Source organism: Pseudomonas multiresinivorans (assembly GCF_012971725.1).
Classification (GTDB): Bacteria; Pseudomonadota; Gammaproteobacteria; order Pseudomonadales; family Pseudomonadaceae; genus Pseudomonas; species Pseudomonas multiresinivorans.
The window spans coordinates 2,206,470-2,220,680 of the sequence record NZ_CP048833.1; the positions used below are offsets into that span (position 1 = coordinate 2,206,470).

At 62.3% G+C, this 14,211-nt stretch carries 16 protein-coding genes; 11 read left to right on the plus strand and 5 right to left on the minus strand.

Features of this window, described 5'->3' with window-relative positions; genetic code table 11:
* Nucleotides 1-90: 90 nt before the first annotated feature.
* Together G4G71_RS10170 and G4G71_RS10175 are read left to right on the plus strand one after the other, a co-directional pair.
* The gene (locus G4G71_RS10170) at nucleotides 91-1,320 is read left to right on the plus strand and encodes a YihY family inner membrane protein (RefSeq protein ID WP_169937297.1); all 1,230 of its coding nucleotides are present in this window, start codon (nucleotides 91-93) and stop codon (nucleotides 1,318-1,320) included.
* Nucleotides 1,321-1,477: 157 nt separating this feature from the next.
* Nucleotides 1,478-1,672: a hypothetical protein gene (locus G4G71_RS10175; RefSeq protein WP_169937299.1), complete on the plus strand. Its 195-nt coding sequence runs from the start codon at nucleotides 1,478-1,480 to the stop codon at nucleotides 1,670-1,672.
* Nucleotides 1,673-1,676: 4 nt separating this feature from the next.
* Here the strand turns inward: G4G71_RS10175 and G4G71_RS10180 are convergent, their stop codons facing one another.
* Both G4G71_RS10180 and G4G71_RS10185 read right to left on the minus strand, forming a co-directional pair.
* Entirely contained in the window at nucleotides 1,677-2,072 is a 396-nt protein-coding gene (locus G4G71_RS10180) for a hypothetical protein (protein WP_054907494.1), read from the minus strand.
* Nucleotides 2,073-2,257: 185 nt separating this feature from the next.
* Nucleotides 2,258-3,667, minus strand: coding sequence for a PilZ domain-containing protein (locus G4G71_RS10185; protein ID WP_169937301.1), 1,410 nt, complete (start codon nucleotides 3,665-3,667; stop codon nucleotides 2,258-2,260).
* A 30-nt stretch (nucleotides 3,668-3,697) separates the two neighbouring features.
* Here G4G71_RS10185 and G4G71_RS10190 point away from each other — a divergent pair, with 30 nt between their 5' ends.
* Nucleotides 3,698-4,168, plus strand: a complete 471-nt coding sequence (locus tag G4G71_RS10190; RefSeq protein ID WP_169937303.1) for a TlpA disulfide reductase family protein — start codon at nucleotides 3,698-3,700, stop codon at nucleotides 4,166-4,168.
* The gene (locus G4G71_RS10195; RefSeq protein ID WP_169937305.1) at nucleotides 4,168-4,443 is read left to right on the plus strand and encodes an acylphosphatase; all 276 of its coding nucleotides are present in this window, start codon (nucleotides 4,168-4,170) and stop codon (nucleotides 4,441-4,443) included. The genes G4G71_RS10190 and G4G71_RS10195 overlap by 1 nt, the downstream gene beginning before the upstream one ends.
* A 3-nt stretch (nucleotides 4,444-4,446) precedes the next feature.
* Here G4G71_RS10195 and G4G71_RS10200 read toward each other — a convergent pair whose 3' ends face one another.
* Both G4G71_RS10200 and G4G71_RS10205 read right to left on the minus strand, forming a co-directional pair.
* A complete protein-coding gene (locus tag G4G71_RS10200) occupies nucleotides 4,447-5,403 on the minus strand; it encodes a YceB family lipoprotein (protein WP_024764550.1) in 957 nt (318 codons plus the stop codon).
* Between the two features lie 8 nt (nucleotides 5,404-5,411).
* Complete coding sequence (locus tag G4G71_RS10205; RefSeq protein ID WP_169937308.1) at nucleotides 5,412-7,127, minus strand: proline--tRNA ligase; 1,716 nt, start codon at nucleotides 7,125-7,127, stop codon at nucleotides 5,412-5,414.
* 156 nt (nucleotides 7,128-7,283) lie between these two features.
* Here G4G71_RS10205 and G4G71_RS10210 point away from each other — a divergent pair, with 156 nt between their 5' ends.
* Nucleotides 7,284-7,646, plus strand: coding sequence for a PaaI family thioesterase (locus G4G71_RS10210; protein ID WP_089285724.1), 363 nt, complete (start codon nucleotides 7,284-7,286; stop codon nucleotides 7,644-7,646).
* An 84-nt stretch (nucleotides 7,647-7,730) separates the two neighbouring features.
* Here the strand turns inward: G4G71_RS10210 and G4G71_RS10215 are convergent, their stop codons facing one another.
* Nucleotides 7,731-9,089 carry an OprD family porin gene (locus G4G71_RS10215; protein ID WP_169937310.1) on the minus strand — a complete coding sequence of 453 codons (1,359 nt, stop codon included), beginning with the start codon at nucleotides 9,087-9,089 and terminating at the stop codon, nucleotides 7,731-7,733.
* Nucleotides 9,090-9,800: 711 nt separating this feature from the next.
* On the opposite strand from G4G71_RS10215, the gene G4G71_RS10220 reads away from it, so the two are divergent.
* From G4G71_RS10220 to G4G71_RS10245, 6 genes are all read left to right on the plus strand, one after another.
* Nucleotides 9,801-10,226, plus strand: a complete 426-nt coding sequence (locus tag G4G71_RS10220; protein ID WP_169937312.1) for an HIT family protein — start codon at nucleotides 9,801-9,803, stop codon at nucleotides 10,224-10,226.
* Between the two features lie 3 nt (nucleotides 10,227-10,229).
* Nucleotides 10,230-10,436 carry a SlyX family protein gene (locus G4G71_RS10225; protein ID WP_169937314.1) on the plus strand — a complete coding sequence of 69 codons (207 nt, stop codon included), beginning with the start codon at nucleotides 10,230-10,232 and terminating at the stop codon, nucleotides 10,434-10,436.
* Between the two features lie 249 nt (nucleotides 10,437-10,685).
* Nucleotides 10,686-12,386 (plus strand): ShlB/FhaC/HecB family hemolysin secretion/activation protein, encoded by a 1,701-nt coding sequence (locus tag G4G71_RS10230; protein ID WP_240964897.1) that lies wholly within the window; start codon nucleotides 10,686-10,688, stop codon nucleotides 12,384-12,386.
* A gap of 16 nt (nucleotides 12,387-12,402) precedes the next feature.
* A complete protein-coding gene (locus G4G71_RS10235; protein ID WP_169937316.1) occupies nucleotides 12,403-13,089 on the plus strand; it encodes a CsgG/HfaB family protein in 687 nt (228 codons plus the stop codon).
* 14 nt (nucleotides 13,090-13,103) lie between these two features.
* Nucleotides 13,104-13,466: a DUF4810 domain-containing protein gene (locus G4G71_RS10240; protein WP_169937318.1), complete on the plus strand. Its 363-nt coding sequence runs from the start codon at nucleotides 13,104-13,106 to the stop codon at nucleotides 13,464-13,466.
* Entirely contained in the window at nucleotides 13,463-14,125 is a 663-nt protein-coding gene (locus G4G71_RS10245; RefSeq protein ID WP_169937320.1) for a DUF799 domain-containing protein, read from the plus strand. Before G4G71_RS10240 ends, G4G71_RS10245 begins: the two co-directional genes overlap by 4 nt.
* Nucleotides 14,126-14,211: the final 86 nt, after the last annotated feature.

A 14,211-nucleotide genomic window follows, 5' to 3' on the forward strand; every position in this document is an offset into this window, starting at 1 on the left:
ATTCTAACCGCCTCCTCGGACTGGACTGAACCGCTGTCGTTCGTCGCGATCTACGAGGACGGTTTTTTCAGTGCAGCCAAAGGACACTTCATGCACGAACGCTTGCAGGGCCTGGTCGAATTCGGCCGTTATCTGGTCCAGCGCTTCCTGGCCGACAAGGCGCCCAACAGCGCCGCGGCCCTGACCTACACCACGCTGTTCGCGGTCGTCCCGATGATGACGGTGACCTTCGCCATGCTCTCGGCCGTACCGGCCTTCGAGGGCATGGGGGAGCGCATCCAGCTGTTCGTGTTCCGCAACTTCGTGCCCTCTACCGGCGAGGCGGTGGAGGCCTACCTGCGCAACTTCACCGTGCAGGCGCGCCACCTGACCTGGCTGGGCGTGGCGTTCCTGGCGGTGACTGCGTTCACCATGCTGGTGACCATCGAGAAGGCCTTCAACGCCATCTGGCGTGTACGTCAGCCGCGCCGGGGCGTAACGCGCTTCTTGCTGTATTGGGCGATCCTCAGCCTGGGCCCGTTGCTGCTGGGGACCGGTTTCGCCGTGTCTACCTACATCACCTCGCTGTCGCTGCTCTCCGGCCCCCACGCGCTGCCGGGCGCGGCGATGCTGCTGAAGTTCATGCCGCTGCTGGCCAGCGTGGCGGCCTTCACCCTGATCTATGCGGCGGTACCCAACGCTAGGGTGCCGTTCCTGCACGCACTGGCCGGCGGGGTGTTCACCTCGATCCTGTTCGAAGCGGCCAAGTCGCTGTTCGGCTTCTATGTGAGTTTCTTCCCCGGCTACAAGCTGATCTACGGCGCCTTCGCCACGGTGCCGCTGTTCCTGCTGTGGATCTACCTGTCGTGGCTGATCGTGCTATTCGGTGCGGAACTGGTCTGCAACCTGTCGTCGACCCGTCTCTGGCGTCGACGCGCCATGCCGCGTCTGCTGGTGATCCTCGGCGTACTGCGGGTGTTCTTCGACCGCCAGCGCCATGGCTTGCCGACGCGTCTGGCGCATCTGCATCGGGCAGGCTGGTTGTTGCCGGAAGACGAGTGGGAAGAGGTGCTGGATTTCCTGGAGGGCGAGCAACTGGTCTGCCGTGCCGGCTCGACCACCGCGGCCTGGGTGCTGTGCCGTGACCTGGGCAGCTACAGCCTGCACCACCTGCTCAATCGCAGCCCGTGGCCGTTGCCGTGCCTGGAGGCCTTGCCGGCGACTCTGGATGAGCCGTGGTACCCGCAGTTGCGAGAAACGCTGGCGCGCTATCAGGCCGACCGGCAGGAGCTGTTCGGCGATAGCCTGGCGAAATGGTTGAAGCCGTCACATTCCGAGTGACGCAAAACGTCAGTTTGCGGCGAATCTGATTCTGTCGCGGCTTTGTACCACTTCAGAAATGCGCCAATTCTCGCTATTTCCGAATTGGCACAGTTCTGGCTATGGAGGTTTCAGGACACAGGAGTCCTTCAGAAGTTCCTCCAAGGCCAGCGAATCCATGAAAAAAGACCAGAACAACGTAGTGCACCTGCATCAGCGCGATCTGACGAGCGCCCTGGAGCGGTTGAATCGAATCACTGGTCTGCAATTCAGCAGCTGGCCTGAATCGCTCCTGCCGTCCGTCTCGCAGGACAGCGCCGAAAGCGTTGCGGCCGAGCCGTCGGATGAAACCCTGGTGCGGCAGCTGGGCTGATCCCTCAGAGGCTGGTGGCCACCGGGCGCGCGGCGCCCGCCTGCTGCTCCACCGCCTGCATGAAGACTTCCTCGGCAATCACCCGCGACAAGGGAATGGCCGCGCGAAGCTTGATCTGCGCATCCTCGATCCGCAGGGAAAACGGCAGTCGAGCCACACCCGAGAGCAGGATGCGACTCTGTTTGTTGACCGTGCCATGGTCTATCACCACTTCCCGGCTGCGTTCCCCATCGCGGTAGCTGAGCAATAGCGTCACCGGCAGGTCCGCCACGCCGGGCAGATGTAGCCAGACCGCGACATTGAAGTCGGCAAGTCGTCCTCCGTTCGCCGCATTGGCCGGCCGGGCGCTGGCGACAATATGGCTGGGAACCTTGCTGACAAGCTGGTCTGTAGGCTGCATCTGGCTGTCCTGTCGCTGGAGGCTGGCGTGCATGGCGCCAGTCGCATTCTGAAGGCCGCTGAGTTATCGGCGAGCGAGAATCGTCCCGAGAGTCAGAACGAACGTTCGAATTATAAGGAGGCGGATGCCTGGCATATCGGGCCTACTGCCGATCTTGCCTGTGACATCTCTCCCAAAATCGACAATCAGGCCAGGCGCAGCGGGTGGCGAGCTACCAGTGGCGTGCTGAGGTTGGCTGCCGGAAGGGGCAGGATGGTCTGGTTGTCGAAGCTGGCCAGTTGCAGCCAGAGGTTCTCGCCTTCGACGAATTGCCCCTGGGCGACCCAGAGTCCGTGATACCAGCCATTGCCCGGTTCCGGTGTGCTCTGCAGCACGCCGGGGTGACGCTGCGCGTCAGGTGCGCGGCGCAGCCAGACCGGGCGGGGAAGTCCTTTGAGGTAACGCAGGCCCAGGTGCAGCCCGTCACTGTTGAGGTGTCGCCAGCGCACAACGGCCAGGGTGGGAGTGCCGCCATTGCTGGGGATCAGCAGGAGTTGGCCGACCGGGAGCTGCCCGGCCTGCTGGCCGGAACAGAGAATGCGCGCGCCGCCCGCGCTGGCATCCATCAGTGTGGCTTCCCGGCAGGGGCTGGCTGAGCTGTCCAGCAGGTGCTGCTGGATGGCCGGGAGGCCGACCACCACGCGGCAGTTGCCGGTTTGTTCTGCACGTTCATGGCGGCGCGTCTGGTGGCCCAGCCAGTGGTGGCGGACGCGATCCAGCAGTGCGCCTTGCTCCAGTCGGCGCAGCGGTGCGGGATCGTGCAGGGCGATCAGCACGGCGCCCAGTTCCAGGCGGCGCAGTTGCTCCTTCGGAGCGTCGCTGGCCTGCTCTGCAGCCAGGCAAGGTTGGTCGGAGCCCAGGTCGACCACGAAGCCTTCCTGTTCCTCATCGTCCCAGGGCAGCAATCGACCCAGCGCGGCCAGCGGTGCCAGCGCGCTGAACAGTTGCGGGGCTTCCCCTTCGGTCAGGTGGAACGGATTGCTCAGGGCCAGCAGCAGGATCTGCTGGTAAAGCCCGCGCAAGGTGCCTGCTGGCACCGGGTCGAAAGCGGCGGCGACCGGCTCGTCCAGGCACTCCTGATGTTCGCCGATCCAGTAGAGCAGGTGGCTGTCGCGCCAGAGGCTGCCGGGCGGCTGCTGGTATTGCTGGTAATGACGCAGCAGGGCCTGGGCGAGGAAATGCTGGGCCATGTACAAGCACCAGGCCATGTGCGGCCGCGAAGGCTTGTGGCCGTGCAGGATCTGCAGCAACAGGCGCTTGAAGCCGGCGGCCAGCTCGCTGCAGAAGTGCACGAACAACGCCGGCGGCGTCTTTTCCTGGCGGATCAGCCGTTCGTAATGCCGGTATTCTTCGCTGAGACTTTGCAGGGCGCGCTGCCTTTCCAGTAAGGTCAGCGCGCATCGGTTGAGGCGGAACAGCGTGCCCAGGGCCTTCTGCAAACCTTCCTGCAGGGGCTGCTGACGCGATTCCTGGAGCCCGGCCGCCAGGTTGCTCATTGCCTCGGCGTCTTCTTCGAGGATGTCCGGCACCTCCAGGCGCAGGGCATTGAGCATCATGACCACCCCGCATACACGAGGATTGAAGGCATGGGAGTGCGGCTCCGTATTGTGATGGGCTTGATGGCCGGCCTGATCCTGGCCGGCTGCTCGGCGGACTATGGCACCGATCAGCATGGACAGAAAGTACCCGCTGCCAGCGTGGATGGCCAGTGGCTAGTTATCAATTACTGGGCCGAGTGGTGCGCGCCCTGTCGCAAGGAGATTCCCGAGCTGAATCACCTGGCGGAGGAGGGCAAGGCCAAGGGCTTCCGGGTGCTGGGGGTGAACTTCGATGGGCTGCGCGATGCGGACCTGGCAAAGGCTTCACAGGCGCTGGGCGTGCAATACACCGTGCTGGCCGATAACCCCGCGCCGCGGTTCAGCCTGCCGCGCAGTGAAGCCTTGCCTGTAACCTACATCGTCGACCCTGAGGGCAAGCTGCGCGAGCAGTTGCTCGGCGAGCAGACCGCCGCCGGCCTGCTGGCGCGCCTTGGCGCGTTGCGCGAGGAGAAACAGTAATGGCCAGGATCTGTCTGCACGGCTACATCAGCGGCAAGGTGCAGGGTGTCTATTACCGCCAGAGCACCCAGGAACAGGCCGAGCGCCTGGAAATCGACGGCTGGATACGCAACCTCGAAGATGGGCGCGTGGAGCTGTTGGTCGAAGGCGAGGAAGATGCGGTACGCGAGCTGGAGAAATGGTTGGCGCGTGGACCGGTGAAGGCGAAGGTGGCGGCGGTGGAGTTGCAGCCGATGACACCCCAGGGCATCACCGGCTTCATCGTTCGCCGCTAGGCGTCAGTTGCTGACGCCGGGGTCCGCTGCCAGGCGACCGGCGTCGGTCATCAGGCTGTGGAGGAACTCCTTCTGCAGCTCCGGATCGTTGCGGGTCAGCTCGATCAGGCTCTGTTCCAGTTCGCTCGCTTCCTCTTCCAGGCCCAGGTCGGAGAGGCGTTTCACCCGGTGTACCCAGTGGTGCACATCGTCACCTTCCAGGTCATCGTAAATCAGCGCGTGGGCTTCCTGCAGCTTGCCGCGCAGAGAGCGGCTGACCAGCAGGCTGGCATCGGCGCGAGTGTCGTCGGAAGGGTCCTGGACGCTGAACTGCAGGCGGCCGATGCGGCTGACCTCGTCGTCGCTGAATGGGCCTTCCAGCAGGTTCAGGCGCAGCACGCCGTGACGGTCGGTAAGCAGCTCCTGGGAGTTCTTGCCGGCGGTGACGGTCACCGGGCGCTCCGACCAGGGCAGGCTGGAGTACTCGGTGCGCTTGTCGCGCTGCTTCTCGTCGATCGACGCCAGGTTCTGCTCGGCACGGCCGTTGGACTCGACGTTCATGAACGGATTCATGCCGTCGATGCCGTAGCGGATCCAGCCGCGGGTGACGCTCTCGGGCAGGTTGCCCAGGGCGAACACGTTGACCACGTTGGCGCCGATACCGCCGACGAAGGCCACGACGCCCAGCGGCATTTCGTAGACCTTGCGCCAGCCCTGGTACGGCGTGTAGCGGTCGTAGCGGCGGGTGACCTCGAACTCGGTGACTTCGAAGGTCTTCTGTTCCTGCACGCGAATACGGCGCTGGGGCAGTTCCAGCGTGCCCGGGGTGCCCACGTCGATCTGCAGGCTGTGGTCGAGCAGTTTGCGCTCGACACGCTCTTCATGCTCGCTGCGTTGCGGCAGCTGGTTGGCGCAGCCGCTCAGCAGAAGGCTGCCGCACAGGGCGGCAGCCACGAGGCTTGAGGTACTTCGGGTGGACATCGCTCTGCTCAGTTGCCGATCTTGGCCGTGATGAAAGCTTGCAGTTCGGACAGGGCGACAGGCTGCGACTCGGCGTCACGGCGACCCTTGTACTCCAGTGTGCCTTCGTCCAGGCCGCGCTCGCTGACCACGATGCGGTGCGGGATGCCGATCAGCTCCATGTCGGCGAACTTCACGCCGGGGCTGGTCTTCTTGTCGCGGTCGTCCAGCAGCACTTCGAGGCCAGCGGCGGTGAGGTCTGCGTAGAGCTTGTCAGTGGCGGCGCGCACGGCCTCGTTCTCGTACTTCATCGGCACGATGGCGATCTGGAAGGGCGCCAGGGCGGCCGGCCAGAGGATGCCGCGGTCGTCGTAGTTCTGCTCGATGGCGGCGGCGACCACGCGGGATACACCGATGCCGTAGCAGCCCATGATCAGGGTGACCGGCTTGCCGTTCTCGCCCAGTACGGAAAGCTTCATGGCTTCGCTGTACTTGGTGCCGAGCTGGAAGATGTGGCCGACTTCGATGCCGCGGCGGATGATCAGGGTGCCCTTGCCGTCCGGGCTCGGGTCGCCTTCCACGACGTTACGCAGGTCGGCGACTTCCGGTACCGGCAGGTCGCGTTCCCAGTTCACACCGAAGTAGTGCTTGTCGTCGACGTTGGCGCCGGCGGCGAAGTCGCTCATCAGTGCTACGGAGCGGTCGATGATGCAGGGCAGCGGCAGGTTCAGCGGGCCGAGGGAGCCGGGCGCGGCGCCAATGGCGGCCTTGATGTCCGCTTCGCTGGCCATCTGCAGGGGGCTGGCCACCAACGGGTGGTTGCCGGCCTTGATCTCGTTGAGTTCGTGGTCGCCACGGACGATCAGGGCGATCAGCTTGCCTTCCTCGGCGGCGTGCACCACCAGGGTCTTGATGGTCTTCTCGATCGGCAGGCCGAACTTCTCCACCAGGGCGGCGATGGTCTTGGTCTCGGGAGTATCGACCAGGCGCAGTTCTTCGCTGGCAGCGCCACGAGCGGTCTCGCGGGGCAGGGCCTCGGCCTTCTCGATGTTGGCGGCGTAGTCGGTGGACTCGCCGAAGACGATGTCGTCTTCACCGGAGCCGGCCAGCACGTGGAACTCGTGGGAACCGCTGCCGCCGATGGAGCCGTTGTCCGCCTGCACGGCACGGAAATCCAGGCCGAGGCGGGTGAAGATCTTGCTGTACGCGCCGTACATGACGTCGTAGGTCGCCTGCAGCGAGTCCTGGCTGGCGTGGAAGGAGTAAGCGTCCTTCATGATGAACTCGCGGCCACGCATCAGGCCGAAGCGCGGACGGATCTCGTCACGGAACTTGGTCTGGATCTGGTACATGTTGATCGGCAGCTGCTTGTAGCTGTTCAGCTCGTTGCGCGCCAGATCGGTGATCACTTCCTCGTGCGTCGGGCCGACACAGAAGTCGCGGTCATGGCGATCCTTCAGGCGCAGCAGCTCGGGGCCGTACTGCTGCCAGCGACCGGATTCCTGCCACAGTTCGGCGGGCTGGATGGCCGGCATCAGCACTTCCAAGGCGCCGGCGGCGTTCATCTCTTCGCGAACGATGGTCTCCACCTTGCGCAGCACCCGCAGACCCATTGGCAGCCAGGTGTACAGACCGGACGCCAGCTTGCGGATCATGCCGGCGCGCAGCATCAGCTGATGGCTGATCACGACCGCATCGGAAGGGGTTTCTTTCAGGGTGGACAGCAGGTACTGACTGGTACGCATCTTTGGCCGTTTTGTCGGTTGCGAAGGGGAATATAGGCTGGGCATTGTACGGTGCAGGTCTGGCTGCGTACAGGGCGCGGCGGACGGAGAGGGAGGAGTGGCGTGAGTCGTTTAACTGCGGCGCAGGTACAAGCGTTCATCCGCGCGGGATTGCCCATGGCGGACGACATGGATCTGCGCATCGATGCACTGGAAGGGCGCAGCGCCTTCGTACGGGTTCCATTCCACGGACGGATGGTTCGCCCAGGTGGCACGGTCTCCGGGCCGACCATCATGTCGCTGGCGGATGCGGCGATGTACGCGGTGATTCTGGCGCAGCTGGATAACGTCGAGATGGCTGTTACTTCCAACCTCAATATCAACTTCTTGAGCAAACCCAAGCCGGAAGATCTGTTGGCGGAAGCCAAGATATTGAAGCTGGGGCGCCGGCAGGTGGTTTGCGAAGTAGCTGTCTACTCGGTCAGCAATCCCGAGGAGTTGGTTGCCCATGTGACCGGGACCTATGTTTTACCGATGTAACAGATACGTTCGAAGTTGTAGGTAAGTTGCAATAAAAAAGCCCGGCAGAAGCCGGGCTTTTTAATACCAGCGAGTCGTCGTGAATTACATCACAGACAGCGGGTAGTCGACGATCAGACGGAACTCGTCAACATCGCCTTCGCCCTGGTCGGAGTTGCCGCGGTGCCAGGCTTGGCGGATACGGAAGGACAGGTCCTTCGCGGCGCCTTCCTGAATCACGTACTTGGCTTCCAGGTTGGTTTCGTGGTGTTTGCCATCTTCGCCGTACAGGCCATCGTAAGCGGTGCCAACAGCCTTGGTACCGTCGATGTCCTTACCGTTGATGTAGCGGCCCATGAAGGTCAGGCCGGGTACACCGTACTCTTTCATGTTCAGGTCGTAACGAGCCTGCCAGGATTTTTCGCCCGGGCCGTTGAAGTCGGAGTACTGAACGGAGTTGGCGAGGAAGATCGAGTCGCCGCCCTTGTTGTTGTCGCCGATACCGATGTAGTCGAACGGGGTATCGCCATTCACTTTCTGGAAGGCCAGGGTGAAGGTATGCGCGCTCAGGGTGTAGGCGGCGGCCAGCGAGAAGGCGTTGTTGTTGATGTCGCCAGCTTTTGCCGAACCTTCGTCGCGGGTGTTGTAGTAGTTGAAGTCGAAGCCCAGGGACTGGTCGTCGGCGATCGGCAGGGTGTAGTTCAGGTTCGCGTAGTACTGGTTCCAGACGTCTTCCAGCTTGGCGCCGTACAGCGATGCGCTGAAGTTGTCGGAGAAGGCGTACTTGCCGCCAACGAAGTCTGCAGTGTTGCCGGTTACGCCAGCGTAGTTGGCCCAGATTTCACCGTCGTGGCTGGTGTCGTTCTGGCTGGTGCCGGAGTAGTAGTGGCCGCCCTCGACGTCCAGGCCGTCGATTTCGCTGCTCATGATGGCCAGGCCGCTAGCGGTCTGGGGCAGCAGACGGGTACCGCCAACGGCGAATACCGGTGCGGTCGGCTGCATGTCGCCGGCTTTCAGCTCGGTCTTGGATACGCGAACTTTGATCGCGCCGCCAGCTTTGCCGAAGGAATCCTGCGGGGTGCCGTCGTCGCTGATTGCCAAGTTCTCGGTACCGGTACGGCCGCGGCCGGAATCCAGTTTCAGGCCGAGGTAGCCGAAGGCGTCAACGCCGAAACCTACAGTGCCCTGGGTGAAGCCAGAGTTGTAGTTGGCCCAGAAGCCCTGGGTCCATTCTTCGCGGTAGCCGTTCTTGAAGCCACTGGCTTTGGAGGCATCGGCAACGTTACCGCCGCCATTGCGCTGATCGCGATTGAAGTAGTAGTTGCGAACCAGGAAGTTCAGGCTGCTGTCTTCGACAAAGCCTTTAGCGTCAGCCTGATTACCTACGAAGGGTTCGGCCATTGCCAGTTGTGTGCTGCCTGCAGAAACCGCCAGGGCGATGGCGCTCCACTTCATCACTTTCATTGTGATTGCTCCTTTGGTTTTGAAATTATCTGCCATCACAGTGCCGCGGTGACGGCTCATTCTTTTTGTCGGCGCTAACTTATAGCACGCGTGTTCAGTTGGCGATAGTTGCCCAAATAAACACACGGAAACGTTACGGGACTGTCGCAAAGCTGCATGAAGCATGTCGCATTCAAGCAGTTCCGATGTTGCAAAAAGAGGTTGTCCCCCCATTGCTCCAATGTTGCTTCAGTCTTGTGGTTTTACTCTCCCTCAACCACTTCATGGTTTCTCACGCTTCCGCGTCCACTTTCTGAAAGAGGTGGCCGTCGGAGCGATGTCCTTGCCTCTAGCAACAACCGTGCACAAATGCCCGGAGCTGCTTTCACAGTGCCCGTCTTGCGACGTGTTGGCGCATTTCACGGCTTCTGTTGGGGATTTGCAACATGGAAGCGCGCCGATGTCGTTTTCCGACATCCCGCAGATCCCACTGTTTAAACGATTTTTCAGCGCTGATGGGCGGGATTGCCGTGTGGTTTCCTGCACGCGCCTGTTGTCGGGATATGCCAATTCGCGTCATGCCCAATCCTGGGGCGAGGTGCCGGGCGGCGTGCTCCGGGATGGGGCTGCGCCTGAACATGTTCGCCGCCACGGCTCTCTAGTATTCTTCGCGCCCTTCGGCTCCCTCGCGGAGCTAGGCTTAAACAAGGCTCGTCGAGCAGGAGAAGTCTTATGTTCGCCCTGGATTCCCGTCTCCAGCAGGACACCGTTGCACTGGGGGATTTCCCACTGAGCAGCCTGCTGCTGATGAATGACTCGCAGTACCCCTGGTTCATCCTGGTGCCGCGCCGAGAGGATGTCAGCGAAATCTTCCAGTTGGACATCGCTGACCAGCAACAGCTGTGGCACGAGGCGACCCAACTGGCCGAAGTGCTCAAGGACACTTTCGATGCGGACAAGATGAACGTCGCCAACCTGGGCAATGTCGTCAGTCAGCTGCACGTGCACGTCATCGTGCGCAAGACGAGCGATGCCGCCTGGCCGGGCCCGGTTTGGGGCAAGCACCCGGCCGCGCCCTATAAAGAAGAAGAGCTGGCTCGCATACGCGAGAAGCTGCGCATGGTGTTGGGCGATGGTTTTCGCTTCAGTCAGGAGTAAGTGATGGATCTGGAAAAACGGATGGCCGATCTGGAAAGCCGGCTGGCCTTCCAGGATGACGCGCTGCAGACAATGAGCGATGTGGTTTACGAGCAGGAACGGGTGATTGAGCGCCTGCGCCTGCAGATGCAGGCTTTGCTCAAGCGCCTGGAAGACCTGCAGGGGCAGGTGGGTGTTTCGGAAGATGAGGCGCCTCCTCCCCATTACTGAGTCGCAAGCGCCGGTATCCCAAGGCCGCCCTGGTATGCGCGAAGCCGTCTTCCGGCAGTTGTTGCGCATGCCTGAACTGTGACAATAGGGCGCACAGGCAATTGCTACTTGTGCGCAATGTCTCCCAGAAAATGGGAAACAACCTACATTTCATCGGGATAATGGCCTAAGGGCATCATGTATCAAATATGATCCAATCCGTCTTTTGGGATGGACTGGCCGCTCGGCCAGAAGACAGGGATCGTAAGGATGCGTGTTCTCTACCGTGGCTGGATGCCGGTCCTGGCATTCTGCTGTGCTTCGGCAAGCTTTGCTGCACCACTGCCCACACCGGGTGACAACGACCTCCAGCGCCAGCGCCAGGAACAACTGCTGCGTGAGCAGCAGAAGCGCCTGGAGGAGCTCCAGCAGCTCCCTGGCAAGGCGCCCAGCGAGGCGCCGCCGACCGCGGCGCCGGACACCCGTTGCTTCACCATCCGCAGCATTACCCTCGAAGGTGCCGAGCACCTCGACGCGCGCTCGCGTGAAGCGCTGCTGGCTCCCTATCGCGACCAATGCCTGGGCGTGAACCAGCTCAATGAGCTGCTCAAGGGCATCACCGACCATTACCTTTCCCGAGGTTTCGTCACCACCCGCGCTTACTTGCCGCAGCAGGACCTTTCCAGCGGCGAGCTGAAGGTCATCGTGGTCGAGGGGCGCTTCGAAGGTTTCGACCAGTCGGAGCTGGCCAGCGATCGCGAGCTGGCCATGACCTTTCCCGGCGCCACCGGCGACGTCCTGAACCTGCGCGAGCTGGAGCAACTGGTCGACCAGATCAACCGCCTGCCCTCGCGTCAGGCGCAGATGGAGCTGGTACCGGGCCAGGAAGTGGGCGGCAGCCGGGTGCAGCTCAAGGGCGAGCGCAGCAAGCCCTGGCGCGTCTCCGCCAGCCGCGACAACAACGGCGACTCGACCTCCGGCGAACAGCAGGCCGGCGTCGGCCTGGACTGGGACAGCCCGCTGGGCCTGGCCGACCAGTTCGGCCTGCGCTACGGCGAGGACGTGGTCAGCGACCACTGGAAGCACTCCGACAACCAGAGCCTGTGGTACAGCGTCCCCTACGGCTGGTGGACCTTCAACTACAGCTACAGCCGCAACTATTACCGCACCCGCAACGAAGACGCCGGCTTCGCCTTCAAGTACGACGGCGACAACGAGACCCACCAACTGGGCGCCGAGCGCGTGCTGTATCGCGACGACGTGAGCAAGACCGGAGTGAACTTCGGCCTCAGCCACCAGCGCACGCGCAACTACATCGATGACACCCTGCTCGACGTCTCCAGCACCCATCTCAGCGAATTCAGCCTCGGCTTCAACCATGGCCGGCGTATCGGCAGCGCCTTCGTCAACGCCGACATCGGCTGGCAGCGTGGTATCGGCGCCTTCGGCGCGCAGGACGATGACCATGATGCGCCCCACGGCAACCCCACCGCCCGCTACAACAAATACAGCCTGACCCTGAGCTACCTGCAGCCGTTCACGCTTTGGGACCAAGCCTTCAGTTTCGAAAGCCTCACCACCGGTCAGCGCAGCGAAGACCCCCTCTACAGCCCCCAGCGCATCAGCCTGGGCGGGCTCAGCTCGGTCCGCGGGTTCAAGGACCAGACCCTCTCCGGCGACTCCGGCTACTACTGGCGCAACCAACTGCGCTGGCGCCGCGCCGTGACCTGGGAGCCGCTATTGCCCTGGGTGCAGGAGTACGGCGTGGCCTACGCCTATGACTTCGGCGCCATTCGCCACGACCGGTACAACACCGGCGTCAGCGGGCGCATGAGCGGTCATGGTGTGGAGTTCAGCGCGCGCGGGCAGTACGCCGCCGCCTCCGTCACCCTGGCGCGCTCGCTGGAGCGCCCCGACCTCATCGAACGACGCGAACATCCGGTTTATTTCCGCGTCGACCTCTTCTTCTGACATTTGGGAGCTATGCATGCACGCAGTATCAAGATCAGTTTTGGCAGCAGCGATTTCCGTCGTAGCTCTGGTCGGCCTGGCCGGATGCGCCACTGAAACTTCCACGGCGCTTCCAGTGGCACAGGTACAGAGTGCCAACCAACCGTACGCGGGGATACGCACGCCAATTGCCGTGGGCAAGTTCGACAACCGCTCCAGTTACATGCGCGGAATCTTTTCGGATGGCGTTGACCGACTCGGCGGACAGGCCAAGACCATTCTCATCACGCACCTTCAGCAGACCAATCGTTTCACTGTGCTCGACCGCGACAACATGGGCGAAATCCAGCAGGAGGCGGCGATCAAGGGCAAGGCGCAAAGCCTGAAAGGCGCGGATTTTGTGGTAACGGGCGATGTCACCGAGTTTGGCCGCAAGGAAGTCGGCGATCGGCAACTGTTCGGAATTCTCGGGCGCGGCAAGTCGCAGGTGGCCTATGCCAAGGTCGCGCTGAACATAGTCAACATCAGCACTTCCGAGGTCGTGTATTCAAGCCAGGGCGCAGGTGAGTACGCCTTGTCAAACCGCGAAATCATCGGCTTTGGCGGTACCGCAAGTTACGACTCCACCCTCAATGGGAAGGTCCTGGACCTGGCCATGCGAGAGGCGGTGAACAAGCTCGTCAGTGCAGTCGATACCGGGGCGTGGAAGCCCCAGATTCAGTAAGAGCCGGAGTCGATATGACCATTCCAACCCCGTTGCGCCCTTCCTTGGCGGTGCTGGCATTGCTGTTCCTGGCAGGATGCGCCCAGCAAAAGACGCTTTACCAGTGGGAAGGCTATCAGCCGCAGGTTTACCAGTACTTCAAGGGGGAGTCCAAAGAGGCTCAGGTTCAGGAGCTGGAGGCGGATCTGGAGAAGATCAAGGCCAAGAATGGCGTGGTGCCGCCGGGCTATCACGCCCAGTTGGGCCTGCTGTATTCCAGCCTGGGCAAGGACGACCAGATGATCCAGCAATTCCAGACCGAGAAGGCGCTGTTCCCCGAGTCCGCAACCTATATGGACTTCCTCATGAAGAACGCCGGCAAGGCAGGTGCGCAATGACCAAACGACTTAGCCAGTTTCTCGGCAGCCTCCTGTTGATAGGTCTATGTGCCGGATGTGCGCCGACAAAGTCCGTGGACTACTCGGCGTTCAAGCAAAGCCGCCCACGCTCGATTGTTGTACTGCCGCCCCTGAACGAGTCGCCGGACGTGAAAGCGACCTACGGCATGCTTGCGCAAGTGACGTATCCACTGGCCGAGGCCGGTTACTACGTGTTGCCGGTGGCGTTGGTGGACGAGACTTTCCGGCAGAACGGCGTCGACGCTCCGGGAGATATCCATCAGATCCCGGTAACCAAGTTGCACGAGATATTCGGTGCTGATGCGGCGCTGTACATCACCGTTACGGCTTATGGCACCAGCTACATGGTGATCAGCAGCGCAACGATCGTGACGGCCTCCGCCAAGCTGGTGGACCTGAAGTCCGGTGCCACCCTCTGGACGGGGACAGCCAGTGCCTCCAGCGAAGAAGGTGGGAACAACGGCGGCGGTGGCCTGGTAGGTGCGCTGGTGACCGCGGCTGTAAAGCAAATCATCAGTAGCTCCGTGGACGATGCGGGGTATCCGATTGCGGGCATCACCGGGCAGCGCCTGCTTTCGGCGGGGCAACCGACTGGCCTGCTATATGGTCCCCGCTCGCCGAAGTACGGAACCGACTAGTGCAACCCGTCTGAGGGCGAGGGGCAGGGTCGTGCTCGTTCTCAGATCGGTTGTTCGCTCCCTGATCCGCAGTACGGAATGAGAGA

What these genes read in the sequence shown, in the direction of transcription:
- G4G71_RS10215 (WP_169937310.1), bottom strand. Translation starts at nt 9,089, where the DNA reads ATGAAAGTGATGAAGTGGAGCGCCATCGCCCTGGCGGTTTCTGCAGGC.
- G4G71_RS10240 (WP_169937318.1), top strand. Translation starts at nt 13,104, where the DNA reads ATGACCATTCCAACCCCGTTGCGCCCTTCCTTGGCGGTGCTGGCATTG.
- G4G71_RS10220 (WP_169937312.1), top strand. Translation starts at nt 9,801, where the DNA reads ATGTTCGCCCTGGATTCCCGTCTCCAGCAGGACACCGTTGCACTGGGG.
- G4G71_RS10190 (WP_169937303.1), top strand. Translation starts at nt 3,698, where the DNA reads ATGGGAGTGCGGCTCCGTATTGTGATGGGCTTGATGGCCGGCCTGATC.
- G4G71_RS10170 (WP_169937297.1), top strand. Translation starts at nt 91, where the DNA reads ATGCACGAACGCTTGCAGGGCCTGGTCGAATTCGGCCGTTATCTGGTC.
- G4G71_RS10175 (WP_169937299.1), top strand. Translation starts at nt 1,478, where the DNA reads ATGAAAAAAGACCAGAACAACGTAGTGCACCTGCATCAGCGCGATCTG.
- G4G71_RS10205 (WP_169937308.1), bottom strand. Translation starts at nt 7,127, where the DNA reads ATGCGTACCAGTCAGTACCTGCTGTCCACCCTGAAAGAAACCCCTTCC.
- G4G71_RS10225 (WP_169937314.1), top strand. Translation starts at nt 10,230, where the DNA reads ATGGATCTGGAAAAACGGATGGCCGATCTGGAAAGCCGGCTGGCCTTC.
- G4G71_RS10185 (WP_169937301.1), bottom strand. Translation starts at nt 3,667, where the DNA reads ATGATGCTCAATGCCCTGCGCCTGGAGGTGCCGGACATCCTCGAAGAA.
- G4G71_RS10230 (WP_240964897.1), top strand. Translation starts at nt 10,686, where the DNA reads ATGCGTGTTCTCTACCGTGGCTGGATGCCGGTCCTGGCATTCTGCTGT.
- G4G71_RS10235 (WP_169937316.1), top strand. Translation starts at nt 12,403, where the DNA reads ATGCACGCAGTATCAAGATCAGTTTTGGCAGCAGCGATTTCCGTCGTA.
- G4G71_RS10200 (WP_024764550.1), bottom strand. Translation starts at nt 5,403, where the DNA reads ATGTCCACCCGAAGTACCTCAAGCCTCGTGGCTGCCGCCCTGTGCGGC.
- G4G71_RS10180 (WP_054907494.1), bottom strand. Translation starts at nt 2,072, where the DNA reads ATGCAGCCTACAGACCAGCTTGTCAGCAAGGTTCCCAGCCATATTGTC.
- G4G71_RS10210 (WP_089285724.1), top strand. Translation starts at nt 7,284, where the DNA reads ATGGCGGACGACATGGATCTGCGCATCGATGCACTGGAAGGGCGCAGC.
- G4G71_RS10245 (WP_169937320.1), top strand. Translation starts at nt 13,463, where the DNA reads ATGACCAAACGACTTAGCCAGTTTCTCGGCAGCCTCCTGTTGATAGGT.
- G4G71_RS10195 (WP_169937305.1), top strand. Translation starts at nt 4,168, where the DNA reads ATGGCCAGGATCTGTCTGCACGGCTACATCAGCGGCAAGGTGCAGGGT.